Below are 22,104 nucleotides of genomic sequence, written 5' to 3'. Positions count from 1 at the left end.
GGCGGTGAAATCGCGTCAGCGGGACTGTGCTCCCTCTCCCTATGGGAGAGGTGACACTGCGCATGCGGTGCGGATCGATCAGAATTTAATCCCGATCGAGAACCGGCGGCCGCGCCAATCCAAAATGCCTGAGCATGTCGACCAGCACCGAGAGGCGCTGCTCGCGATAGGCGTCGACATCGAGGCCGGAATAATCGAGGAAACCGGCGCCGGTCCGCAAGCCGATGCGCCCCTCCTGCATATTGCGAGAGATGACTTCAGGCGCGCGATAGCGGTCGCTGCCGAGCGCGCCCTCGAGATAGCGGCTGGCATAATAGAGAATGTCGCCGCCGCCCCAGTCGATGAATTCCAGAAGTCCCAGCACGGCATAGCGGAAGCCAAAGCCGTAGCGGACCGCCTTGTCGATATCCTCAGGCGTGGCGACGCCTTCTTCCACCATCCGCGCCGCTTCGTTCATGGCAAGCGCCTGGATCCGCGGCACGATGAAGCCGGGCGTGGCCGCGCACACCACCGGCACCTTGCCGATGCCCTCGAGCAGCGCTTTCATCTGCGCGATCACAGCCGGATCGGTTGCTGCGCCCGGCGACATCTCGACCAGCGGGATCAGATAGGCCGGGTTGAGCCAGTGCACATTGAGAAAGCGCCGGGGATGCTCGACCGCGCCGGAGAGATCATCGACCAGAATCGTGGACGTGGTCGAGGCGATGACGACATCGGGCCCGACGCATTTCGAGGCGGCGGCCAGCACCTCGCGCTTGAGGTCGACCATTTCGGGCACGCCTTCGAATACGATGCCCGCGTCAGCAAGGGCGGCGGCGCTATCTCGTGAGGGAACGACCGAGACCCGGGCAATGACAGTCTCGGTTTCATGCTCTTTCAGCAAGCCGAAGCGTGCCAGACTTGCCAGCGTCTTCCTGACTTCGTCGAGTGCCTCGTCCCTAAGTTTGGAAAATTGTTCGGCCGGGCGCGCCTTGACGTCGATCATAGTGACCGCATGGCCGGCATAGGCGAATGCCACCGCGATGCCACGGCCCATGCGGCCGGCGCCGAGACAGGCGATGGTGGGACGCGGAGCGCTCATCGGGCAAAACCTTCGCGCAGCAAAGTTTGCAGTTCGTCGCGGCTGAGATTGCCGAGGCCAAGGCTCGCGAGCGTGCGTCCGTCTTTCACAAAATCCTCGCCGCAGATCGCGCCGCCGATGGACAGAAAAGCTTTTGCCAATGGCGTTGCGATACCAGCGAGTTCGGCGACCGAAACCAGAAACGACAGGCCGAGGCGTAGATCTTCCTGCATATAACGATGTTCGGTCAGGATAATGCGCTCGCGCCAGTCACCGGAATCGGTCAGGCGCTCGTGCGAGCCGCGGCCATACATCCAGATCTCGCCTTCCGTGGCGTAATGATGCGCCAGCGGAAAGTGCGGGCTGCCGTAGCCAAAACCTTCGCGCACCGCGATGCGCTCAGAATCGAGCGCGTCGGTGACCCGACGGATTGACGCCTGGGTGCCTTCCTTGTGAATGTCCCAACGCTCGAAATGCTCCATTGCGCCGGCATTCATCACGATCAGCGGCGGATGAATGATCGGGCCGGCATTCATCAACGCGCCCGACAGCGCGTCGCCGCACGGCTCGATCACGCCGGGAAAGGCCTGTCCGATCACATCGAGCGCATGGCCTGCGGTCTTGAGCGGAAACAGGCCGACCGGCAGCCGCTTGGCGCGGATGGTGATGGCGACTTCGAACGGTCCATGCTTGCGCGTCAACCAGGGCAGCGTGCCGGTCTCGGCAAAACTCACGTTGGTGCGATTACCGGCGTCGTGTGCGGCTTTCGCAAAGATCATCGAGCCGAAGGTCGCCGGCGGCAGGAACACGACCTGTCCATCGCCAAGATGCGGCGCGAGTTGCTTCGCTATGTCCTGCTGGGCAAAGGCCGGGGCAGGGCACAGGATCAGTTCCGCACCGCCGACAGCTTCGGCAATGTCTGATGTCACCAGCGCGAGCTGCACATCGTGCCGGCCATCGGCATCCCTGAGGATGATGCGCGAGCCGGCTTTGCGGTGCGCCGCAATTTGCACCTCATCGCGCCGCCACAAGCGAACCTCATGGCCTTGCAATGCCAAATCGCCCGCGGCAGCAAAGGAACCATTGCCGCCGCCGAGAACCGCGATTTTCAAAGTTTCTCTCCTTGCGCGGGCGCCGACTCGTAAAGCTGTTTCAGCATGAAATGCTGCACCTTGCCTAGCGCCGTGCGGGGCAGGTCATCGACAAAGACGATGTCACGCGGCACCTTGAAGCGCGCGAGTTGCGTCAGCACATGCGCTTTCAAATTCTCCGCTTCGATCGTGCAACCTGCACGCCTGATAACGTAGGCCACCGGCACTTCATCCCATTTCGGATCGGGCCGGCCGACCACGCCGCATTCTGCGACCCCGGGATGCTCCAGCAGCACGCGCTCGACTTCTGCGGGATAGATGTTCTCGCCACCGGAAATAATTAGGTTCTTCTTGCGGTCATGCACCCAGAAATAGCCGTCGGCATCGCGCAGGCCGATGTCGCCGGTGCGGTACCAGCCGTTGTGCAACGCTTCCATTGTTGCTTGCTCGTTGCGCCAATATTCGATGAAGACGTTAGGGCCGCGGACCGCGATTTCGCCCGGAGTATCCGGCGGCAATTCGAGGCCGTCGTCGTCGATCACCGCCGCCTCGCAGCACAGGCCGGGCAGGCCGGTCGAGCCTTGCCGCGAAAGATCGCCGCCGAACCTTGTATAGACCGCGACCGGGCAGGTTTCGGTCGAGCCATAGACCTGAAGCACCGGCACACCGCGCGCGACAAAGCGCTCGATCAGATGCGGCGGCACGATGGTCGATCCCGTCGAGACTGCCTTCAGCGAAGACAGGTCAGTTGTTGCCCAGTTGGGGTGATCGGTCACGGCCTGGATGGTTGCCGGCACCAGCACCGTCAGCGTCGGGCGGGCGCGGTCGAATGCCGCGAGCGTGGCGTCCGGCGTGAAGCGCGAATGGATTGTCACGGTCGCGCCAAAATGCAGCGCCGGCGTGGTCTGGATGTTGAGGCCGCCGACATGGAAGAACGGCAGCACGGTCAGAACATGGTCCTCGGATGTGAGGCCGTGCATGTGCTGGCTCATCACCCCGTTCCACAGCAGCGCATCCTGCCGCAACACCGCGCCCTTGGGTCTTCCTGTTGTGCCCGATGTGTAGACGATCAGCAGCGGACAAGAGAGGTTGATGCCGGGGTTGCGGCCATCGCCGCGCCCTTGTGTCAGCAACTGACCAAATTTTTTTCCGTTGGCAGACGCGAAATCCAGCCCGACGATTTTAGTGTCAGGCAGGCTGGTTTCCAGCCCGGGCAAAACGTCTGCAAAGGCCCGCTCCAGCACAAGCACCTTTACCGCGGCGTCCGAGAGGATGAACGATTGCTCGGCTGCGGCCAGCCGCCAGTTCAGCGGCACCAGCATCGCGCCGAGCCGCGCGCAGGCATAAAGCAGCACGAGGTAATCGGGCCGGTTCAGGCTGAGGATCGCGACGCGATCGCCCTGGCTCACGCCGAATTTGGATTGCAGTGCGCGTGCCGTCTGCGCGATGCGCGCGTGGAACGCGGCATAGGTGAGAACGCTACCCTCGAAAATAATCGCGGCCTTGTCCGGCGCGAAGGCGGCATTGCGCTCGATCAGGTCGGAAAGATCCATTGTGAACTAGTCGTCCGATTCGCCGGTCTCGTACAGCGCCTCGCGGCCGATGCGATCGAGGCAGAGTTCGGCGGTCCATGGTAGCATCAGCGATCCGCAGCGGCTGTCGCGATAGATCCGCTCCAGCGGCAGCGATTTCAGCATGGCCTGTCCGCCGCAGGTCCGGATTGCCAGCGTTGCGATCTCGTTGGCGCCTTCCATGACCGAATATTGCGCGGCGTAAGCGCGCAGCACCTGTTCCTTGGTCGGATTGGCCCGGGCCTCGGTGATCGCCTGAAACCAGATCGCCTTGACCTGTTCGAGCTTGATCTGCATCTGCGCGACAGCGATCTGCTTGGTCGGATACATCCGGCGCTTGACCGGCGGTGTGCCCGGCACTTCGCCGCGCAGATAACGAACGGTGAAATCATAAGCCGCCTGCGCCAGCCCGACATAGGTCGGCGACAGCGTCAGGAACATATGCGGCCAACGCATCGCGGCCTGAAAATACACGCCGCGCGGCATCAGCGCCGCATCTTCCGGCACGAACACATCCTTGAACAGCAGCGTGCGCGAGACCGTGCCGCGCATGCCCAATGGATCCCAATCTCCGACCACGGAGACGCCGTCGGCCTTGGCGGGCAGGGCAAGATAGAGCGTGTTGCGGCGGGAGGCCTTTTCGCCTTCCGCGATCTCGGTGCAGAGTACGCCGTAATAATCGGCGTGACCGGAGAGCGAGGCAAAGATCTTCTTGCCGTTGACGAGCCAGCCACCCTTGGTGGGTTTCGCCTCGGTGCCGAACGCGACGCCCCCGGCCGCAGCCGCGCCGCCTTCGGAGAAGGGTTGCGAATAGATCGCGCCATCATCGACGATGCGCTTGTAGTGTATCGCGCGGCGGCGCTCGTGTTCGGCGCGGGTCGAGGCGTCCATGTCGAGATCGTCGGCCAACGGCCCGGACCACAAGGTCGAGCAGACGTGCATATTCCAGGTCAGCGCGGTCGCGCCGCAATAGCGGCCGATCTCGGCGGCAGCGATGGCGTAAGTCTGATAGTCCGCGCCAAGGCCACCCAGCTTTTTGGGGATGGCGATCCCGAGCAGGCCGGTGCGATGCAGATCCCGATAGTTCTCGGTGGGAAATTTCGCGTCGCGATCGTAGGCCGCGGCGCGGCCGGCGAAAACGGTTTGCCCAAGCCTGCGTGCTGAGGCGATGATTTCGGCCTGCTCGTCGTTCAGACGGAAGGCCTGCGGGTCGAACAGCGGTTTGTCCAGGATGATCTGCTCAGGATCGATTTTGACGGCTGGCATGATCATGACTCGGACCCTGATATTTCGTGGCTCATCGATAGAAAATCCGAGAGCGCCGTATTGAATTCATCGGGACGTTCCAGATTGGCGAGGTGGCCGACGCCCTCAAGTTCAACGTATTGCGCCGAGGGGATGTAGGTTGCCATCTTCGCCATCATGGGCGCCGGCGCGTTATTGTCTCGAGAACCTGACAACAGCATGGTCGGCACCGCGATATCCCTCAGCGCGTTGCGCAGATCGAATCCCATCAGCGCCAGCATGGTGGCGCGATAGGTCGCCGGCGGCACCGACGCCATGCAGTCGAGCGCCAGCTTCATGCCACCTGGGTCGGGATTGTCGCCGACCAGTTCTTTGACCAGCGTTGGCGCCAGCGATACCAGTGTTTCGCCGCGGTCGAGCGGGCCAAGCCGCGCATCGATGAACGATTTCTGCCAGTCGCCATCGGGCTTGCCGAACGCCGGGCTGGTCTGCGCAAGAACGACGGCGCTGGCGGCGCGCGGGTGCTTTATCAGCCATTGCTGCACGATCATGCCGCCGATCGAATGCCCGACAAGAATGGGCTTTGTCGCGCCGACCTGTTGCAGGAAATCCCGCAAGGCGTCCGCAAGCGTTGCGATGCTCACCGCAGGAAGTGACGCCGATCCGCCATAGCCCGGCATGTCCCAGGCCATGGCATGATAACGGCTGCTGAAAAAGTCGAGTTGCCCGCGCCAGGCGCGCGCCGCGCCGCCGATTCCATGCAGGAACACCAGCGGCGGCAGCGCCGCATCTCCGGCGGCCTCATAACCGAAGCGGCCATCGCTTGTTTTCATAGGCGCAAGATTCGGCACGCCAAACCTCTGTGTTGTCCGACCTGCCGATGCTAACAGGCCCTCGATGTATGAAAAGCAATAATTTTATACTTAAAGCAAGCCCGGTGGTGACCCGGTTGTCTGGCTGCTCGAACGGACCAAACCGAGCAGCCGGTGCGCCGGTTTCTTGCAAAAGCTTGAAGTATAAAATATATCTGGCTGCGCCATCGATCATTCATTCTGGAGGCTGCGCATGTCCGGACTGCCGCACTCCGCGCATGCACTTGTGACCGGGGGCGGAAGAGGCATTGGCCGCGCGATCGCCTCCGCGCTGGCGCAGGCAGGGGCAACGGTCACCGTGCTCGGCCGCAATCGCGCAAGCCTGGATGATGCCATTGCCGACGGTTCCGCGCATTTTGCGCAAGTGGCCGATGTGACGGATCAGGCCGCGATCGGTGCTGCAATCGCTGAGGCGGCGGCCCGGCAGCCGATCGATATCCTGATCGCGAATGCAGGCGTTGCCGAGTCCGCGCCGTTCGCGAAATCCGACGCGGCGTTGTTCCAGCGGATGATGGACGTCAATTTCATGGGCGTGGTTCACGCGGTGCAGGCCGCGCTGCCGTCGATGAGGGACCGGCCCCATGGCCGCATCGTCGCGGTGGCATCGACCGCCGGTCTCAAAGGCTATGCCTATGTCAGCGCCTATAGCGCGGCAAAGCACGCGGTTGTTGGCCTGGTGCGCTCGCTCGCATTGGAGCTTGCCGGCACGCACGTGACCGTCAATGCGGTGTGTCCCGGCTTTACCGACACCGATCTGCTCGCCGGCAGTATCGACAACATCATGAAGAAAACCGGCCGCAGCCATGATCAGGCCGTGGCCGAACTGGCCAAACACAATCCGCAGGGGCGCCTTGTGAAACCATCTGAGGTCGCCGACACCGTGCTCTGGCTATGCGGCGACGAAGCCGGCGCGATCACGGGACAAGCTATCGCGGTGGCCGGCGGAGAGATTTGATTGACCCGCGGCGCATGTCGCCCGGAACTGCATAACGATAACCGGTAAGGGAAACCCCATGAGCAGAGCAGCCAATCCCGTCACGTTGCCATTGGCGGATTATTCACCGGAACATTTCCTGCTGGCGGTGACGGACGGTGTGGCGCTGGTGACGCTCAATCGTCCCGAGCGGAAAAATCCGCTCACGTTCGAGAGCTACCGCGAATTGACGGATTTCTTCCGCGCTTGCGCTTTCGACGATGAGGTCAAAGTGATCGTGGTCACGGGTGCCGGCGGCAATTTCTCGTCCGGCGGCGACGTCTTCGAGATCATCGGCCCGCTGGTGCAGATGGATACCAAGGGTCTCACCGCCTTCACCCGCATGACCGGCGATTTGGTAAAGGCGATGCGGAGTTGTCCGCAGCCCATTGTCGCGGCCGTCGAGGGTATCTGCGCGGGCGCGGGCGCGATCGTCGCGATGGCGTCCGACATGCGTCTGGCCGCTGTTGGCGCCAAGGTTGCGTTCCTGTTCAACAAGGTCGGACTTGCCGGCTGTGACATGGGCGCCTGTGCGATCCTGCCGCGCATCATCGGGCAGTCGCGGGCGTCGGAACTGCTCTATACCGGCCGCTTCATGACGGCCGAGGAAGGCGAGCGTTGGGGTTTCTTCAGCCGTATCGTCGCGCCGGAGCATGTGCTGTCACAGGCGCAGCTGCTGGCAAAACAGATTTCCGAAGGGCCGACCTTCGCCAATACCATGACCAAGCGAATGCTGGCGATGGAATGGGCGATGTCGGTGGAGGAGGCGATCGAGGCCGAGGCGGTCGCGCAGGCGCTGTGCATGACGACGGCGGATTTCGCCCGGGCATTTGAAGCGTTTTCCAATAAAGTGAAGCCGGTGTTTCAGGGCAATTGAGACTTGCTGCGGAAATGCTTTAAGTTTAAAATAATTGGATGGTCTGACAGCTGAGCCGGAGGCTCTCATGAAGATCGCGATCATCGGCGGCGGGCCGGCCGGCCTCTATTCTGCGATCCTGCTCAAGAAGCAGCGGCCGGAGGCCGAGATCACGGTCTATGAGCGCAATCGCGCCGACGACACCTTCGGCTTCGGCGTGGTGTTCTCCGACGCGACGCTCGACAATTTCGAGAAATACGATTCTCCGAGCTATCGCCGCATCACCCAGGAATTCGCCTATTGGGACGATATCGCCGTGCATTTCCGCGGCACGGTGCATCGGGTCGGCGGCAACGGCTTCTGCGGTTGCTCGCGCCGCAAGCTGCTTTTGATCCTGCAAGAACGGGCGCGCGAGCTCGGCGTCACCTTGCTGTTCCAGGCCGATGTCGAGGACGAGGCGCGCTTTGCCGACGCCGATCTTGTCGTGCTGGCCGACGGCATCAACAGCCGCTTCCGCGACAAATATGTCGAGCACTTCCAGCCCGAGGTGGATGTCCGTTCCAACCTGTTCGCCTGGATGGGCTCGACGCGGCCGCTCGATGCTTTCACGTTTATTTTCCAGGAGACCGAGTGGGGTCCGTTCATCGCCCACGCCTATCAATATGAAATGGGACGCTCGACCTGGATCTTCGAGACCGATCCCAAGACGTTTGAGCGTGCCGGTCTTAAAGGCCTGAGCGAGACGCAATCCGCCGATCGGATGGCGGAGATTTTCGGCTGGTTTCTCGACGGGCACCAGCTGCTCACCAACCGCTCGATGTGGCGCAATTTTCCGATGATCCGCAGCCAGCGCTGGGTCAAGGACAACATGGTGCTGCTGGGCGATGCCAAGGCGACCGCGCATTTCTCGATCGGTTCGGGCACCAAGCTGGCGATGGAAGATGCGATCGCGCTGGCGGACGCCATGCATCGCGCGCCGACCATCGAAGCCGCATTGCAGCAGTATGAAGAGGGGCGCCGCGAAGAGGTCGAGAAGACCCAGCACGCGGCCGACGTGTCGCTGGTCTGGTTCGAGCATGTCGATCGCTTCTGGGATTTCGATCCCGTGCAGTTCGCTTTCGGCGTCATGACACGGGCCAAGGCGATCACGTATGACAACCTCACATTACGCGCGCCGGATTTTGTTGCCGAGGTCGACAGGGCCTTTGCGCGGCAGGTCCGAGACAAGGGATTTGACGTCGACACCGAGAAGCCGTTGGCGCCGATGTTCCAGCCGTTGCGATTGCGCGAACTGGAGTTGAAAAATCGCGCAGTGGTGTCGCCGATGTGCACGTATTCGGCGAAGGAGGGCGTTCCCGGCGACTTTCACCTGGTGCATTACGGATCGCGCGCCATCGGCGGCGCAGGCCTGATCTTTACCGAAATGACCTGTGTCAGCCGCAATGCACGGATCACACCGGGCTGCGCCGGACTGTGGAACGACGAACAGGAAGCCGCCTGGCGCCGCATCGTTGATTTCGTCCATGCCAATTCGGCGGCGAAGATCTGCCTGCAACTCGGCCATGCCGGGCGCAAGGGCGCCACCAAGCTGATGTGGGACGGCATGGATCGTCCGCTGGAGGAGGGCGGCTGGGATGTGGTGTCGGCATCGCCGATTCCCTACTTCCCGGACAGCCAGGTACCGCGCGAGATGGATCGCGTCGCGATGGATGCGGTCAAGGCGGCGTTTGTCGCGGCCGCCGAGCGCGGCGAGCGCTGCGGGTTTGACATGCTGGAGCTGCATTGCGCCCACGGCTATTTGCTCGCGAGCTTTATTTCGCCGCTGACCAATCAGCGCACTGATGCTTATGGCGGCGCGCTCACCAATCGCCTGCGTTTTCCGTTGGAAGTGTTCGAAGCGTTGCGGGCGGCGTGGCCGGCGCATAAGCCGATGTCGGTGCGCATTTCCGCCACCGACTGGGCTGAAGGCGGCATTACCAGTGATGACGCCGTGCTCATCGCCCGCGCTTTCGCGGAAGCCGGCGTCGATCTGGTCGATGTCTCGACCGGACAGACCGTGCGCGATGCCCAGCCAGTTTATGGACGCATGTTCCAGACGCCGTTCTCCGATCAGGTCCGCAACGAGGCCCGCGTAGCGACCATGTGCGTCGGCAACATCACGACCGCAGATCAGGTCAATACCATCCTCGCCGCCGGCCGCGCCGATCTGGTGGCGCTCGGCCGGCCGCATCTGGTGGATCCGTCGTTCACGCTCCGCGCGGCCGCCTGGTACGGCGCCTCGGATATTTCCTGCCCGCCGCAATATCTGCCGGGCAAGGAGCAGATTTTCCGCAACAGCGTGCGCGACCGACAGGATTTCGATGATCTGAAGCTCAAGGCCAAACCCAAGACCCGGGCGGAGCTGAAGTCGGAGGCGATCAAGCCGCTTGCGGCGGAGTAATCGACTATGCGACCTTAGATCATGATCCGATTGGACTGGATCGGATCATGATCTGATCTCTTGTTTGCGCATGATCTTTTCTGAAAACCGGTTCCCACTTTTCAGGATCATGCTCTAGCGCCGGTTGCGTAACGGGTTTGCGTGGAGTCGGGCGATGAAGGCGATTATCGTCGGAGGCGGTATCGGCGGCCTCACCACGGCGTTGATGCTGCGCGCCCGCGGCATTGGCTGCGAGCTTTTCGAGCAGTCGGACACGATCCGCGAACTTGGCGTTGGCATCAACACGCTTCCGCATGCGATCCGCGAACTGGCGGGCCTCGGGCTGTTGCAAAAGCTCGACGACATCGCGATCCGCACCGACGTGCTTTATTATCTCAATCGCCATGGCCAGGAAGTCTGGCGCGAGTCCCGCGGCATCGACGCCGGCCATGACGTGCCGCAATTCTCCATCCATCGCGGGCGACTGCAAAGCGTGATCCACCGCGCGGTCGAGGGGCGGCTGGGGCGGGAGGCGATTCACACCGGCTGCAGGTTGGGGGCCTTCACCCAGGACGAGGGCGGCGTGACCGCGTATTTCTTCGATCGTTCCGGCGCGCATACCGACACCGTGCGCGGCGATATCCTGATCGGCGCCGACGGTATTCATTCGCGGGTGCGCGAAGTCCTTTTCCCGGATGAAGGGCCACCATGCTGGAACGGGTTGATGCTGTGGCGCGGCGCGCGCGACTGGCCGGTGTTTTTGAGCGGCCGTTCGATGATCGTCGCCGGCGGCCTGCATGCCAAGGTCGTGGTGTATCCCATTGCGGAGGGGTCGAGCCCGGCAAGCCGTCTGACCAACTGGGCCGTGCTGGTGAAGGTCGGCGACGGTAACGCGCCGCCGCCGCGTCGCGAGGACTGGTCGAGGCCCGGCAAGCGCGAAGAACTGATGCCGCATGTCGCGCGGTTCTCGGTTCCCCATGTCGACGTGCCCAGCCTGATTTCGGCGACACCCGAATTCTACGAATATCCGACCTGCGACCGCGACCCGCTTCCCTATTGGTCATGCGGGCGGATCACGCTGCTCGGCGATGCCGCGCACCCGATGTATCCAGTGGGGTCGAATGGTGCCTCGCAGGCCATTCTCGACGCCCGTGCGCTGGCCGACGCGCTGGTGCGTTCCGAGCATCCGCGTCAGGCGCTGATGATGTACGAGCAAAAGCGGTTGCCGATGACGGCGGAGATTGTGCGCTCCAACCGGCGCGGCGGACCGGAAGGCGTGATCGATGCGGTCGAGCAGCTCGCGCCTGATGGCTTCGACGACGTCGAGCGGATATTGAGCTATTCGCAGCGCGAAGCGATCGTGCGTGGCTACGCCAGCAAGGCCGGATTTGCGGCGGTGCCGGGGCTAGCGGCGGTGCGGGCGTAGGCGACCCGCGGCCGTCATTGCGAGGAGCCACCGGGTCGGCGCGAAGCGCCGCCCGATGACAGGCTCCGCGACGAAGCAATCCAGTCTTCTTTCGGCGTCAGATGGATTGCTTCGCGGAGCCTGTCATCGGGCGCGCATTCGCGCGACCCGTTCGCTCGCAATGACGGCTAATGCTTTTTGGAGCCTCACGCCCCAGGCGGCGGTGGCAGGAAGTGAATGTTATATTCCGCGGCCATGGCCACCACGTCCTCCGGCTTTTGCTCCTTCATGTTGTGAAGGCCCCAGAACAGATCGTACAGCCGGCGGGTTGGCGACACCCAGAACAGCACCTTGGCGGTTTGATCGGATTTGTTGAAGATGCCGTGAGGCACACCCATCCCCAGCCGTATCAGATCGCCCGGTGTCGCCTGGGCCTCGGCGCCCGCAAGCATGAAATCCAGCTTGCCCTCCAGCATGTAGAGATATTCATCCTGGTCAGGGTGGATATGCGGCGGCACGAAAGTCCCTGGTGACAGCGTCGCGTGCCAGGAGAAGGAGTGCTCGGTGCAGCTCTTCGGCACATAGGTCTGGCCGAGGATATTCCAGGAAATGCCCTGCATGCCCTCGTTGGCGCGTGTAATGCCGGTGATCTCGCTCTTCATCGCCTTGTTCCTTCCTCCGTTGTGTCGGCCCGGTTTCAGTTAGCAGGCACGCAGTCCCTGGCGTAACGGTCGCCATAATTCTCGAACACCTTCTCGACGATCTCGGTCTGGAATTTGCCGTCGGGGCGTTTTGCGACTTTGGTCAGGTAGAAATCCTGGATCGGATAGCCGTTGGTGTTGAACTTGAAACCACCACGCAGCGAGGTGAAATCCGCTTTCTTCAGGGCCGCCGCAACGGCCTCCTTGTTGGTGAGGTCACCTTTAACGGCCTTGACGGCGCTGTCGATCAGCATCGCCGCATCATAGGCCTGGAAGGCGTAGGTGCCGGGCACGCTGTTATAGGCAGCTTCATAGCTGGCCACGAATTTCTTGTTCTGCGGATTGTCGAGATTTGGCGCCCAGTTGGCGCCCCCGAACATGCCGACCGCCGCGTCCTGCTGCGCGGGTAGCGTCGATTCATCGACCGTGAATGCCGAGAGGAACGGAATGCGATCGGCGAGCCCGGCCTGCTTGTACTGCTTCACCAGACTGACGCCCATGCCGCCCGGCATGAACGTGAACACGGCGTCGGGCTTGAGCGAGGCGATCTTGGAGAGTTCGACCTGGAAATCCAGCGCGCCCAGCGGGATGTAGCTCTCCTCGACAATTTCGCCCTTGTAGTCGATCTTGAACCCGGCGGCGGAATCCTTGCCGGCCTGATAGTTCGGAACCAGCACGTAGACGCGCTTGTAGCCGCGATCCTGCGCGACCTTGCCGAGCACCTCGTGGACCTGATCATTCTGGTAGGAGGTCACATAGAAAAACGGACTGCAGTTCGCGCCGGCGAAGCTCGACGGTCCGGCGTTCGGGCTGATGAGGAAAGTCTTGGAATCCACTAACGGCTTGTGAATCGCTTGAAGGATGTTGGAGAAGATCGGTCCCACCACGAAATCGACCTTGTCCCGCTCGAGCAGGCCCCTGACTTTGGTCACCGCGGCATCTGGCTTGAGCTCGTCGTCGACCACGACGACCTCGACGTCACGGCCAAGCATCTTGCCGCCGAGATCCTTGACGGCAAGCGCAAGGCCGTCGCGTGCCTGCTGGCCGAGCACGGCTGCTGGCCCGGACAGCGTCACAATGACGCCGATCTTGATTTTCTCCTGTGCGACCGCGTGATTGGCCGGGATGCCCAGCAAAATTGCCAATCCGACCAACTTGAATAGCTGTGTCATACTCGCTCCCAGTCGTTATCGGCTAATGCGAGGCTGAAACCCATCTCGTTGAAACGTTCGGGACGGGCAGCTTATTCCGATGAAAGGGCCTGCCGCAAGCAAGGCAACGCCAAGGCGGATGACGAGCATGCAAGCCGCGCGCCAATTATTTCAAACCTAAAGAAATCCAAAAAATGGTGCCGATTGCGGCTACCGGTGTTTTGACTTACAGCACCTGTGAGCTATTTATGGTCGGTATCACCGGGCGAACCAGCAGGCGCGAAGCAGTCACCGCGGTCGCGCCGCTGCGATACCCAAGGCAAAATGATTGCACCATGATCCTCGACTCCGAGACCAAGGCCGTTGAACAACCGCACGAGCATGGCGACGAGCTTAGATTGTGGCTTCGCCTTCTGACATGCACGACCTTGATCGAGGGCGAAGTGCGCGGCCGGTTGCGCGAGCGGTTCGATGTCACGCTGCCACGCTTCGACCTGATGGCCCAGCTCGACAAGGCGCCGGAAGGCATGACGCTGTCGGACGTCTCGAAGCGGATGATGGTCTCGAACGGCAATGTCACCGGATTGGTCGAACGCCTGGTCGAATCCGGCCATCTTGACCGCCGTACGTCAGAGTCCGACCGGCGTGTGCAGGTGATACGGCTGACGAAAGCCGGCCGCATCGAGTTTCGAAGGATGGCCGCCGAGCATGAGACCTGGATTGCCGATATCTTTTCGGATCTTACGCCGAAGGATGTGCGCGAACTGATGCGTCTTCTGGCCAAGACCAAGGGTTCGGCGCAGAAGTCCGCAAGCCGACGGGCGCCGTAAGCCCCGTGGCGGAGATCGACTACGAGGTCGAGTACAACAACCGGGCGCGGGTTCCGGAAAATCCATCGCTGATCGCCGGATGGGCAAGAGACGCCGCGGCCTATCGCGCGCGGTGCAAGCCGCGCGCAATTGCCTATGGTCCCGGCGTCCGCAATACGATCGATTTATTTCCCGCCGCTGGCGAGGGGCCGATCGTCGTTTTCATTCATGGCGGTTACTGGCAGGCGCTGGACGGTTCCTTTTTCAGTCACTGCGCGCGCGGGCTGAACGCCCATGGCTTCAGCGTCGCCGTTCCAAGCTACGACCTGTGTCCCGATGTCACCGTCAACGACATTATCGGGCAAATGCGCCACGCCTCGCGCGAACTGGCCCGGCTCGGACGCCCGCTGGTGATGAGCGGTCATTCCGCGGGCGGGCATCTTGCGGCCTGCCTGCTCGCGACCGACTGGGCCGCCATCGACCGCCCCTTGCCAAAAGACCTCGTCGTTGCGGCCTATACCATCTCGGGCCTGTTCGATCTTGTGCCGCTGGTCGAAACGTCACTCAACAGCGCGCTGCGTCTCGACCAGGCGGCGGCCCGCAGTGCGAGCCCGTTGTTCTGGAACGCGCCCGTGCGCGGAAGTCTCGATGCGGTTGTGGGCGAGAACGAAAGCGCGGAATATCTTCGACAAAGCAGAGCCATCGTCGATCGCTGGGGGGCGGCTGGTCTGCCGACGCGGTTCGGTGTGGTTCCTGAGGCGAACCATTTCACCGCGATCGCGCCGCTGGCCGATCCGGGTTCGTCGATGGTGTCGCGTCTGTTGCAACTGGTCCGCCGCTAGATTTCAAAAAGTGTTGGATCGGCCAAATTTGGGCTATTGCGCCAAATTACTTTAAGTATAAAATGTTTGGGAATAAAGCACTGCCGGACGGCCCAGTTATTGGTCTCAAAGCCTTTCATCCCGAACACGAGGGACGATGGAAATGTCGGGTGGAATTCCCAGCCTTGATTCATCGAGCCTTGGTTCACCCAGCCGTGGTTCATTCAACCTTGGCCCATCGGGTCACGTTGATGATTTTGCGCGGCGCAATCTTCCGCCGTTTGAGCAATGGCCGGAATTGCTGCTCGACCGGCCGGAGTTTCAGTATCCGGAATTTCTCAATGCCGCGGTCGAGCTGACCGACCGGATCGTCGAGAAGGGGCTCGGTGATCGCATCGCACTGATCGGCAACGGTCGCCAGCGCACCTACAAGGAACTGGCGGATTGGTCGAACCGCCTCGCGCATGCGTTGGTGGAGAATTACGGCGTCAAGCCTGGCAACCGCGTTCTGATACGCTCGGGCAACAATCCGGCGCTGGTTGCGGCATGGCTTGCGGCGACCAAGGCAGGCGCCGTCGTCGTCAATACCATGCCGATGCTGCGCGCCGGTGAATTGACCAAGATCGTTGACAAGGCAGAGATCGGTCTCGCGCTGACTGACAGCCGCATCGCCGACGAACTGGTCGCGTGCGCGAAGACCAGCCGGTTCCTCAAGCAGGTCGTGAATTTTGACGGGACGTCAAACCATGATGCCGAGCTCGATCGGGTGGCGCTGAACAAGCCGGTGCGGTTCGACGCCGTCAAAACCGGCCGCGATGATGTCGCCTTGCTGGGATTTACCTCCGGCACCACGGGCGAGCCCAAAGCGACGATGCATTTCCATCGCGATCTCCTGATCGTCGCGGACGGGTATGCGAAGGAAGTGCTCAACGTCACGCCGGACGATGTCTTCGTGGGATCGCCGCCGCTTGCCTTTACGTTTGGGCTGGGTGGTCTTGCGATCTTTCCGCTGCGGTTCGGCGCGACCGCGACGCTATTGGAAAACGCGGCACCGAGCGAGATGGTCAGGATCATCGAAACCTACAAGGCCACGATTTGCTTTACGTCGCCGACCGCGTATCGGGCGATGATGGCTGCGATGGACAAGGGCGCCGATCTGTCGTCGCTGCGTCTGGCGGTTTCGGCCGGCGAGACCTTGCCGGCGCCGGTTTTCGAAAGCTGGACCCGCAGGACCGGCAAGACGATTCTCGACGGGATCGGCAGCACGGAATTGCTGCATATCTTCATCACGAACCGGGTCGGCGACGCCGCTGCCGGAACCACGGGGCGTCCGGTTTCCGGTTACGAGGCAAAGATCGTCGATGAGGACATGAACGAATTGCCGCCGGGCACCGTCGGCAAGCTTGCGGTTCGCGGCCCGACCGGATGCCGCTATCTCGCGGATGTCAGACAGTCGAACTATGTACGCGACGGCTGGAATCTGACGGGCGATGCGTTCGTCCGCGACGACAAGGGCCGCTTGTGCTTCGTGGCCCGGTCGGACGACATGATTATCTCTTCCGGCTACAACATTGCCGGACCCGACGTCGAGGCCGCGTTGCTTAGTCATCCGGCGGTGGCCGAGTGCGGCGTCGTTGGTTCGCCCGACGAGGCGCGCGGCATGATCGTCAAGGCTTACGTGGTGCTGGCGCCCGGCAGCACCGGCGATGCCGTGCTGGTGATGGCGTTGCAGGACCATGTCAAACGCGAGATCGCGCCTTATAAATATCCGCGCGCAATCGAATTCGTCGAGCAACTGCCGAAGACGGAAACCGGCAAACTGAAGCGATTTGCCTTGCGGCAGATGGCTCACGCAGGCACAGGCTCATCGTCGGCAGGCATGGCGGCGGAATGAATAGATCCGAGGGAGACCGGCTAGTGAGCACACCAAAAGGGCCCACACTTGCTGTCGTGCAGGCTGCACGCGGCGAGGCCGCGAAAGATGGTCCGCAGATCTTGCAGCCAAGCGGTTGGCCGATGCCGAAAGGATATGCCAACGGCATGGCGGCCGATGGCCGTTTCGTGGTGACCGGCGGGATCATCGGTTGGGACAGCCAGGGGCATTTGGCCCCCGGCTTTGTCGCGCAGGTTCGTCAGACCCTGAGCAATATTTCGGCCATCCTTGCCGAAGGCGGCGCGCGCCCCGAGCATCTCGTTCGGCTCACCTGGTATGTCGTCGATATCGAGGAGTATCTGGCGAATTTGAAAGCGCTAGGGCAGGCCTATCGCGAGATTTTCGGCGTACATTATCCGGCGATGGCGCTGGTTCAGGTCGTGCGTCTCGTGGAAAAGGCGGCGCGGGTCGAGATCGAAGCAACGGCGGTGGTGCCGCGCTGACGTAACCGGTGTTTCGTCACCCCATGCGCAACCCTGGCTGATACCGGATGATCGAGGTCTTTCATCTCTGGCTTATTCGGGCGTGGATACATGAACGCGTAGCTCGCGCTTCCAAGCTAGCCCGTATCCGCTTTCGGGATAATTCGAACATCTCTTTTCCACGGCGTAGCGTCAGCCGTTGACCCCGAGCGGACCTAGACGCTTCTTATGCGGTCATGGAATGTGGTGTAGTGCAACTCAAGGAACGGGGGGCTAAGATGAAGTGTCTGCGCGTTTACTCGACAGCCGACGGCGAGTCCCACTTCGATGAGGTCGAAATTCCGACAACCTCTCGACAGGTTCACCCCAATGCCGCTGCATTCGAAGTGTCGGCGAAGTACGCGGCGTCAGGCATCCGTTTCACGCACATTCCGGCGGGTGCGCGACAGGTCGATTGGCATACAGTGCCGGAGCGCGTACTGACAGTGAGGCTGGATGGATCGGCAGAATACCAGACAAGTGACGGAGATGAGAGGCGCGTACCGGCTGGTAGCTTCGTCTTGTTTGAGGACGTGGATGGCAAGGGACACAAATCGCTACATTCGCCGGAAGAACAGACAGTGCTCTGGATTAGTCTGCCTCAGGGTCTCGAGAACCCTTGATGCTGAGTGGCAAAATCGGCGGTCCAGTTTAGCTCGGCTCTATGACCGTTCATGGCACTTTTCGGACCTTGTGCCTGTCCTGGCCGAAGTCCGTTCTTGGCGGCAACGCAGACTTGATCCGGTCGCTCGCTGATGTGGCCTTTAACCCATTTGAGACATCGAGCCAGCTTGCTTTCCTTGGAAGTTTCGTCAATATCGACCGTATGACTGTCGTCGTGATCACGTTTGCGAACTTGTGGTGGCGCTCCACTTAGGAGCGGCACGGCTTTGTCATTCACCCAACCGTCGCCGCCGTTCATCGGCTTGCGAGGTTGCTTGCATCAACAGTCCGATCGAACGGCGGTTCCTATCTGGAGAACCGCGATGCAACATTCGTCAGCCACCCTCCCTGTTATCTTGACCGGCGACAGAACCACCGGCCCATTGCACCTGGGGCATTACGTCGGTTCGTTGAAGAACCGCGTCACCCTTCAGACGACGCACCAGCAGTACCTGCTGCTGGCGGATGCCCAGGCACTCACGGACAACGCGCACAATCCTGGTCGATTGCGTGACAATGTCCTTGAGATCGCGACAGACTACCTGGCTGTCGGGATCGATCCGAACCTGACCACGATCTGTCTTCAATCGCATCTTCCGGCACTTGCCGATTTGACCCTGCTGTACATGAACTTTGTCACGGTGGCGCGGCTTGAGCGCAACCCAACCATCAAAGACGAAATCCAGGCACGAGGTTTTGGCAGAGATATTCCTGCAGGCTTTCTCTGCTATCCCGTTGCCCAGGCCGCCGACATCACCGGCTTCAAAGCAACGATTGTCCCGGTCGGAGAAGATCAAGCTCCATTGATCGAGCAAACCAACGAGGTCGTTCGCCGCATCAATCGCCAGGCTGGTGTTGACGTGTTGCCCGAAGCCCGCGCGCTTATTCCTCGCGTCGGACGCCTTCCCGGCATCGACGGTAAAGCCAAAATGAGCAAGTCGCAGGGTAATGCCATTCCGCTGTCAGCCACGGCCGATGAAATACGTGAGGCCGTCCGGCGTATGTTCACGGATCCAAACCATCTAAGGGCATCCGACCCGGGTCGCGTCGAAGGCAACGTGGTCTTCACGTACCTGGATGCGTTCGACGATGGTCACATTGCGGTTGAGGATTTGAAGGCACGCTATGTCCGCGGCGGTTTGGGCGACAGCATTGTGAAGAAACGCCTGGATGACGTGCTGCAGGCAGTTCTCGCGCCAATCCGAGATCGTCGCCGCGCGCTCGCTCGTGATCCCGGCTATGTGCTGCAAGTCATCAAGCGCGGCACTGCGGAAGCGCGTGAGATAACAGATGCCACTTTGCGGGATGTTCGCGCCGCGCTTGGTCTATTCATCCTGAACTAATCGGATTGGGGCCAAGCCAGGGTATGTCCGGATTGGCGCAAGGCCGACATGCCGCACGTCGTGAAAGTGTCCGCGTTTTGGGTATCAGCGGGCACTGAACGTGCCATCGGCATGTTTGGTATGCTCTAATTCCGATACGAGCTGTCGACCCGGTCGAGCTTCCGCAGCAGCGCCGGCCACGCCAGATCGCCATTGCGGTTCGGCAGGTTCGGGCGCGGCTTCACCTTGTCGAAGGTGGCTTCCAGGATGTCCTGTGGCGGATAGACCAGCTTGGTGTTGCAGGACAGCGCCATGACCTGCACCTCGCAGGCGCGCTCCATGCGATAGAGCAGGTTGAACGCCGCAGGAATGGTCCGTCCGACGACCAGCAGTCCGTGGTTACGTAACACCATCGCTTCGTGATCGCCGAGGTCGGCCACCAGCCGCTCACGCTCACCGACATCGTCGGCGATGCCTTCAAAGTCGTGGTAGGCGATGTGGAGAAACCGCATCGAGGTCTGCGCCAGCGGCAGCAATCCACACTCCATCGCCGAGACCGCCATGCCGGCCGGCGTATGGGTATGCGCGACGCAGTCGACGTCGCGCCTTGCCATGTGAATGGCGCTATGAATGACGAAGCCCGCGGCGTTGACGCCGTAGTCCGAGGCGTTGAACAGGGTGTTGCCGTCGACGTCGATCTTGATCAGGCAGGAAGCATCGATTTCTTCGTAAAGCATCCCGTAAGGGTTGATCAGGAAATGATCGTGCGATCCCGGCACGCGGCATGAGATGTGGTTGGCGATCATCTCGGTCATGCCGTACATCGCGGTGAGACGGTAGCAGGCGGCGAGATCGACGCGGGTCTGCCATTCCTCGGGGCTCACCTGTTCACGGACCGATTTGACGACTTTGATGGCAGGAGAACTCACGGGAGGGGTCATGGCGCTGCTCCGAAACGGTTTTATTTTCTGATTTCCGAAAAGTGCTTGATCGGCTGGTCGTCACGATAGCGGCAACCCCTGTTGCGCCGCAAGATGGGTCAAGCCGCCATCATTGCAACGCAGCCATCGCCGGTGCGCTGCGGCAGGGCTTTTCGGAGGTCAAAATCCGGTAAAAAACCTGTCGGCAGAAGTCGAAAGTCCGGCCGCGGCGCCCTACGGTCGCACCGCCGGGGTCTCGATCGGCATGCCCTGGGCGCGAGACATCAGATAGAGCTCGAGTTCGACCAGTTCCGGCGCGCCGTAATCATAAGGCTGCGCGCGCGTGCCGATCATGCAGTTGCGCAGCCGTCGCTGCAGCGAACCCAGCGATTGCCACTCCAGCCGGTATAGCGGATAGCCGGTCGGCTGGCCTTGCGTGATGGCCGAGCCCGCGAGGTGCTTCTCCCAATTATCGTCGTGGCAATTGGCGCAGGCCAGATTGAGCTGGCCCTGGCGATGCATGAATAGCTCGCGTCCCTTGGCGACGAAGGGTGCGAGCTGCGGATCGATTTCAGAGGCAATGGGAACGCCGCGCGATTGCTGCGCGACGAACGCGGTGAGCGCAAGCAGGTCGCGGCTCTCATAGGCAAGCGGTGTCGCCTGTTGATGGTTGGCGCGGCATAGATTGATGCGCTGTTCCAGATTAACGGGACGTCCAAGCGCCGGATCGAAGGCCGGATAGTGTGCCGCGACGTCCTTCATGCTTGCATGCGCGTTGCCATGGCAATCGGAGCAGGCCTTGCCCGCCGCGCCGGCCTTTGCATTCCACAACGCTTCGCCGTCCAGCACCCAGAGCATGCCGGGATTGGCGGTGTCGTCGTTCTGCATGGCCTGGGTGTCCGGCGTCATGAAGCTGTAGCCGGACCGGCGTTGCGCTGGCGGGATTTCGGTGCCGAGGAGGGGAGCGGCGGCGGCCGCCGCGATCAGCAGCGCCGCTATCGCGCAGATCGATCTCATTCGACGATGATGGATGCCGACGCGGTTTCGGTGAAACCTTTGTCGCCGATCCAGTCGAAATCGAATTTACCGCTCTCGGTCGCGACCGTGAGGAAGCTGATGAACGGGTTGGCTGCAATCGCCGGAAACAGATCGGCGCGAAAAATCTCGACGCCGTTGTAACGGCAGCTAAAGCTCGTGATGATATCGCGCGGAATAACTTCACCGGTCGCGGTGCGGCGATAGCCGGTCTCCATGATATGCGACATCAGCGTCTTGATCTCGATGATGTCGCCGCGTTTGGCTTTGGCCGGAACGTTGATCAGGGCCGATGCCATCAGATCACCTCCTCGGTGCAGGCAGCCAGCGTCACCACGACGTCGATGCTTGCCGACCAGAACGAGTCGTCCGACAGCCGCGCGATGGCGACGATCTTCTGGCTGTCGGCAAGACGGATGCGGGTTGCGATCTGGGCCCGGCCGGCGCGCGGGCCGAGATAGAAATTGCCGATATTCGGCTGGGGGTTCTTTTCGTTGAAGACGTGAATGCTTTTGACGTAATCATCGGGAGTCATCGGGCTCAGGACGCTTACGGTCATGGGCACGGTGTTGCCGTTCTCGACCAGTGGTGGAATGTCGAGCTTGACCCTGCCGGTCTTCACCACGGCCTCTCCGGTAACGTTCCGCATGGCGCTCGCGAGCATCGCAGGTGTCGCGTCCGCCGGTCTGATCGTCACGATGGGGACGGCGCCAAGCACGGCCGCGCCGCCGGCAAGGCCGAGGAACTGACGGCGGGTTGAGGCGTTCGGCTCCTGCATCGCTTCTTCTTCCATCAT

Annotated in this window: 21 protein-coding genes; 9 read left to right on the top strand and 12 right to left on the bottom strand. The window is 61.7% G+C overall.

What is annotated here, in order from left to right; translation table 11 throughout:
- Nucleotides 1-85: 85 nt before the first annotated feature.
- The 5 genes from BLV09_RS13760 to BLV09_RS13740 are packed head-to-tail and all read right to left on the bottom strand — an operon-like array spanning nucleotide 86 to nucleotide 5,800.
- A complete protein-coding gene (locus BLV09_RS13760; protein WP_146687706.1) occupies nucleotides 86-1,081 on the bottom strand; it encodes a 3-hydroxybutyryl-CoA dehydrogenase in 996 nt (331 codons plus the stop codon).
- Complete coding sequence (locus BLV09_RS13755; protein WP_146687705.1) at nucleotides 1,078-2,172, bottom strand: NAD/NADP-dependent octopine/nopaline dehydrogenase family protein; 1,095 nt, start codon at nucleotides 2,170-2,172, stop codon at nucleotides 1,078-1,080. The genes BLV09_RS13760 and BLV09_RS13755 overlap by 4 nt, the downstream gene beginning before the upstream one ends.
- Nucleotides 2,169-3,704 carry a class I adenylate-forming enzyme family protein gene (locus BLV09_RS13750; RefSeq protein ID WP_146687704.1) on the bottom strand — a complete coding sequence of 512 codons (1,536 nt, stop codon included), beginning with the start codon at nucleotides 3,702-3,704 and terminating at the stop codon, nucleotides 2,169-2,171. The genes BLV09_RS13755 and BLV09_RS13750 overlap by 4 nt, the downstream gene beginning before the upstream one ends.
- A 6-nt stretch (nucleotides 3,705-3,710) precedes the next feature.
- Nucleotides 3,711-4,994, bottom strand: a complete 1,284-nt coding sequence (locus BLV09_RS13745; protein WP_146687703.1) for an acyl-CoA dehydrogenase family protein — start codon at nucleotides 4,992-4,994, stop codon at nucleotides 3,711-3,713.
- Nucleotides 4,991-5,800 (bottom strand): alpha/beta fold hydrolase, encoded by an 810-nt coding sequence (locus BLV09_RS13740; protein WP_146687702.1) that lies wholly within the window; start codon nucleotides 5,798-5,800, stop codon nucleotides 4,991-4,993. The genes BLV09_RS13745 and BLV09_RS13740 overlap by 4 nt, the downstream gene beginning before the upstream one ends.
- 232 nt (nucleotides 5,801-6,032) lie before the next feature.
- Between BLV09_RS13740 and BLV09_RS13735 the strand changes: the two genes are divergently transcribed.
- The 4 genes from BLV09_RS13735 (at nucleotide 6,033) to BLV09_RS13720 (ending at nucleotide 11,513) form a co-directional block, all read left to right on the top strand.
- Complete coding sequence (locus BLV09_RS13735; protein ID WP_146687701.1) at nucleotides 6,033-6,794, top strand: SDR family NAD(P)-dependent oxidoreductase; 762 nt, start codon at nucleotides 6,033-6,035, stop codon at nucleotides 6,792-6,794.
- Nucleotides 6,795-6,852: 58 nt separating this feature from the next.
- Nucleotides 6,853-7,689 carry an enoyl-CoA hydratase family protein gene (locus BLV09_RS13730; RefSeq protein ID WP_146687700.1) on the top strand — a complete coding sequence of 279 codons (837 nt, stop codon included), beginning with the start codon at nucleotides 6,853-6,855 and terminating at the stop codon, nucleotides 7,687-7,689.
- 67 nt (nucleotides 7,690-7,756) lie between these two features.
- Nucleotides 7,757-10,108 (top strand): bifunctional salicylyl-CoA 5-hydroxylase/oxidoreductase, encoded by a 2,352-nt coding sequence (locus BLV09_RS13725; RefSeq protein ID WP_146687699.1) that lies wholly within the window; start codon nucleotides 7,757-7,759, stop codon nucleotides 10,106-10,108.
- 154 nt (nucleotides 10,109-10,262) lie between these two features.
- Nucleotides 10,263-11,513 carry a flavin-dependent oxidoreductase gene (locus BLV09_RS13720; protein ID WP_146687698.1) on the top strand — a complete coding sequence of 417 codons (1,251 nt, stop codon included), beginning with the start codon at nucleotides 10,263-10,265 and terminating at the stop codon, nucleotides 11,511-11,513.
- A gap of 185 nt (nucleotides 11,514-11,698) precedes the next feature.
- On the opposite strand, the gene BLV09_RS13710 is transcribed toward BLV09_RS13720, so the two are convergent.
- Both BLV09_RS13710 and BLV09_RS13705 read right to left on the bottom strand, forming a co-directional pair.
- Nucleotides 11,699-12,154: a cupin domain-containing protein gene (locus tag BLV09_RS13710; RefSeq protein ID WP_100380554.1), complete on the bottom strand. Its 456-nt coding sequence runs from the start codon at nucleotides 12,152-12,154 to the stop codon at nucleotides 11,699-11,701.
- A 35-nt stretch (nucleotides 12,155-12,189) separates the two neighbouring features.
- Nucleotides 12,190-13,365: an ABC transporter substrate-binding protein gene (locus BLV09_RS13705; protein ID WP_146687697.1), complete on the bottom strand. Its 1,176-nt coding sequence runs from the start codon at nucleotides 13,363-13,365 to the stop codon at nucleotides 12,190-12,192.
- 314 nt (nucleotides 13,366-13,679) lie between these two features.
- Between BLV09_RS13705 and BLV09_RS13700 the strand changes: the two genes are divergently transcribed.
- The 4 genes from BLV09_RS13700 to BLV09_RS13685 all read left to right on the top strand — a co-directional run bounded on the left by BLV09_RS13700 (nucleotide 13,680) and on the right by BLV09_RS13685 (nucleotide 17,350).
- The gene (locus tag BLV09_RS13700) at nucleotides 13,680-14,174 is read left to right on the top strand and encodes a MarR family winged helix-turn-helix transcriptional regulator (protein ID WP_167559073.1); all 495 of its coding nucleotides are present in this window, start codon (nucleotides 13,680-13,682) and stop codon (nucleotides 14,172-14,174) included.
- 5 nt (nucleotides 14,175-14,179) lie between these two features.
- The gene (locus BLV09_RS13695; protein ID WP_100380556.1) at nucleotides 14,180-14,995 is read left to right on the top strand and encodes an alpha/beta hydrolase; all 816 of its coding nucleotides are present in this window, start codon (nucleotides 14,180-14,182) and stop codon (nucleotides 14,993-14,995) included.
- A 142-nt stretch (nucleotides 14,996-15,137) separates the two neighbouring features.
- Complete coding sequence (locus tag BLV09_RS13690) at nucleotides 15,138-16,868, top strand: AMP-binding protein (protein WP_146691111.1); 1,731 nt, start codon at nucleotides 15,138-15,140, stop codon at nucleotides 16,866-16,868.
- A gap of 23 nt (nucleotides 16,869-16,891) precedes the next feature.
- The gene (locus tag BLV09_RS13685; RefSeq protein WP_146687696.1) at nucleotides 16,892-17,350 is read left to right on the top strand and encodes a RidA family protein; all 459 of its coding nucleotides are present in this window, start codon (nucleotides 16,892-16,894) and stop codon (nucleotides 17,348-17,350) included.
- A gap of 619 nt (nucleotides 17,351-17,969) precedes the next feature.
- On the opposite strand, the gene BLV09_RS37230 is transcribed toward BLV09_RS13685, so the two are convergent.
- Nucleotides 17,970-18,290: a hypothetical protein gene (locus tag BLV09_RS37230; protein WP_167558719.1), complete on the bottom strand. Its 321-nt coding sequence runs from the start codon at nucleotides 18,288-18,290 to the stop codon at nucleotides 17,970-17,972.
- Nucleotides 18,291-18,354: 64 nt separating this feature from the next.
- Between BLV09_RS37230 and trpS the strand changes: the two genes are divergently transcribed.
- Complete coding sequence (gene trpS / locus BLV09_RS13675) at nucleotides 18,355-19,374, top strand: tryptophan--tRNA ligase (RefSeq protein WP_146687695.1); 1,020 nt, start codon at nucleotides 18,355-18,357, stop codon at nucleotides 19,372-19,374.
- Nucleotides 19,375-19,499: 125 nt separating this feature from the next.
- Here the strand turns inward: trpS and BLV09_RS13670 are convergent, their stop codons facing one another.
- The 4 genes from BLV09_RS13670 to BLV09_RS13655 all read right to left on the bottom strand — a co-directional run bounded on the left by BLV09_RS13670 (nucleotide 19,500) and on the right by BLV09_RS13655 (nucleotide 22,104).
- On the bottom strand, nucleotides 19,500-20,294 hold the full coding sequence (locus BLV09_RS13670) for a class II aldolase/adducin family protein (protein ID WP_146687694.1): 795 nt from the start codon (nucleotides 20,292-20,294) through the stop codon (nucleotides 19,500-19,502).
- Between the two features lie 213 nt (nucleotides 20,295-20,507).
- Complete coding sequence (gene soxA, locus BLV09_RS13665; protein WP_146687693.1) at nucleotides 20,508-21,290, bottom strand: sulfur oxidation c-type cytochrome SoxA; 783 nt, start codon at nucleotides 21,288-21,290, stop codon at nucleotides 20,508-20,510.
- Nucleotides 21,287-21,607, bottom strand: coding sequence for a thiosulfate oxidation carrier complex protein SoxZ (soxZ, locus tag BLV09_RS13660; protein ID WP_146687692.1), 321 nt, complete (start codon nucleotides 21,605-21,607; stop codon nucleotides 21,287-21,289). Before soxZ ends, soxA begins: the two co-directional genes overlap by 4 nt.
- On the bottom strand, nucleotides 21,607-22,104 hold the full coding sequence (locus BLV09_RS13655; RefSeq protein ID WP_433994393.1) for a SoxY-related AACIE arm protein: 498 nt from the start codon (nucleotides 22,102-22,104) through the stop codon (nucleotides 21,607-21,609). Before BLV09_RS13655 ends, soxZ begins: the two co-directional genes overlap by 1 nt.

It is taken from the genome of Bradyrhizobium canariense (genome assembly GCF_900105125.1).
GTDB lineage: Bacteria > Pseudomonadota > Alphaproteobacteria > Rhizobiales > Xanthobacteraceae > Bradyrhizobium > Bradyrhizobium canariense_A.
The sequence above is the reverse complement of the archived record's forward strand: the minus strand, read 5'-3'. Positions and strand labels throughout refer to the sequence as shown.

Coding starts and splice junctions, on each gene's coding strand:
- BLV09_RS13760 (WP_146687706.1), bottom strand. CDS start 1,081: ATGAGCGCTCCGCGTCCCACCATCGCCTGTCTCGGCGCCGGCCGCATG.
- BLV09_RS13750 (WP_146687704.1), bottom strand. CDS start 3,704: ATGGATCTTTCCGACCTGATCGAGCGCAATGCCGCCTTCGCGCCGGAC.
- BLV09_RS13745 (WP_146687703.1), bottom strand. CDS start 4,994: ATGATCATGCCAGCCGTCAAAATCGATCCTGAGCAGATCATCCTGGAC.
- BLV09_RS13740 (WP_146687702.1), bottom strand. CDS start 5,800: ATGAAAACAAGCGATGGCCGCTTCGGTTATGAGGCCGCCGGAGATGCG.
- BLV09_RS13735 (WP_146687701.1), top strand. CDS start 6,033: ATGTCCGGACTGCCGCACTCCGCGCATGCACTTGTGACCGGGGGCGGA.
- BLV09_RS13730 (WP_146687700.1), top strand. CDS start 6,853: ATGAGCAGAGCAGCCAATCCCGTCACGTTGCCATTGGCGGATTATTCA.
- BLV09_RS13725 (WP_146687699.1), top strand. CDS start 7,757: ATGAAGATCGCGATCATCGGCGGCGGGCCGGCCGGCCTCTATTCTGCG.
- BLV09_RS13720 (WP_146687698.1), top strand. CDS start 10,263: ATGAAGGCGATTATCGTCGGAGGCGGTATCGGCGGCCTCACCACGGCG.
- BLV09_RS13710 (WP_100380554.1), bottom strand. CDS start 12,154: ATGAAGAGCGAGATCACCGGCATTACACGCGCCAACGAGGGCATGCAG.
- BLV09_RS13705 (WP_146687697.1), bottom strand. CDS start 13,365: ATGACACAGCTATTCAAGTTGGTCGGATTGGCAATTTTGCTGGGCATC.
- BLV09_RS13700 (WP_167559073.1), top strand. CDS start 13,680: ATGATCCTCGACTCCGAGACCAAGGCCGTTGAACAACCGCACGAGCAT.
- BLV09_RS13690 (WP_146691111.1), top strand. CDS start 15,138: ATGTCGGGTGGAATTCCCAGCCTTGATTCATCGAGCCTTGGTTCACCC.
- BLV09_RS37230 (WP_167558719.1), bottom strand. CDS start 18,290: ATGAACGGCGGCGACGGTTGGGTGAATGACAAAGCCGTGCCGCTCCTA.
- trpS (WP_146687695.1), top strand. CDS start 18,355: ATGCAACATTCGTCAGCCACCCTCCCTGTTATCTTGACCGGCGACAGA.
- BLV09_RS13670 (WP_146687694.1), bottom strand. CDS start 20,294: ATGACCCCTCCCGTGAGTTCTCCTGCCATCAAAGTCGTCAAATCGGTC.
- soxA (WP_146687693.1), bottom strand. CDS start 21,290: ATGAGATCGATCTGCGCGATAGCGGCGCTGCTGATCGCGGCGGCCGCC.
- soxZ (WP_146687692.1), bottom strand. CDS start 21,607: ATGGCATCGGCCCTGATCAACGTTCCGGCCAAAGCCAAACGCGGCGAC.
- BLV09_RS13655 (WP_433994393.1), bottom strand. CDS start 22,104: ATGATGGAAGAAGAAGCGATGCAGGAGCCGAACGCCTCAACCCGCCGT.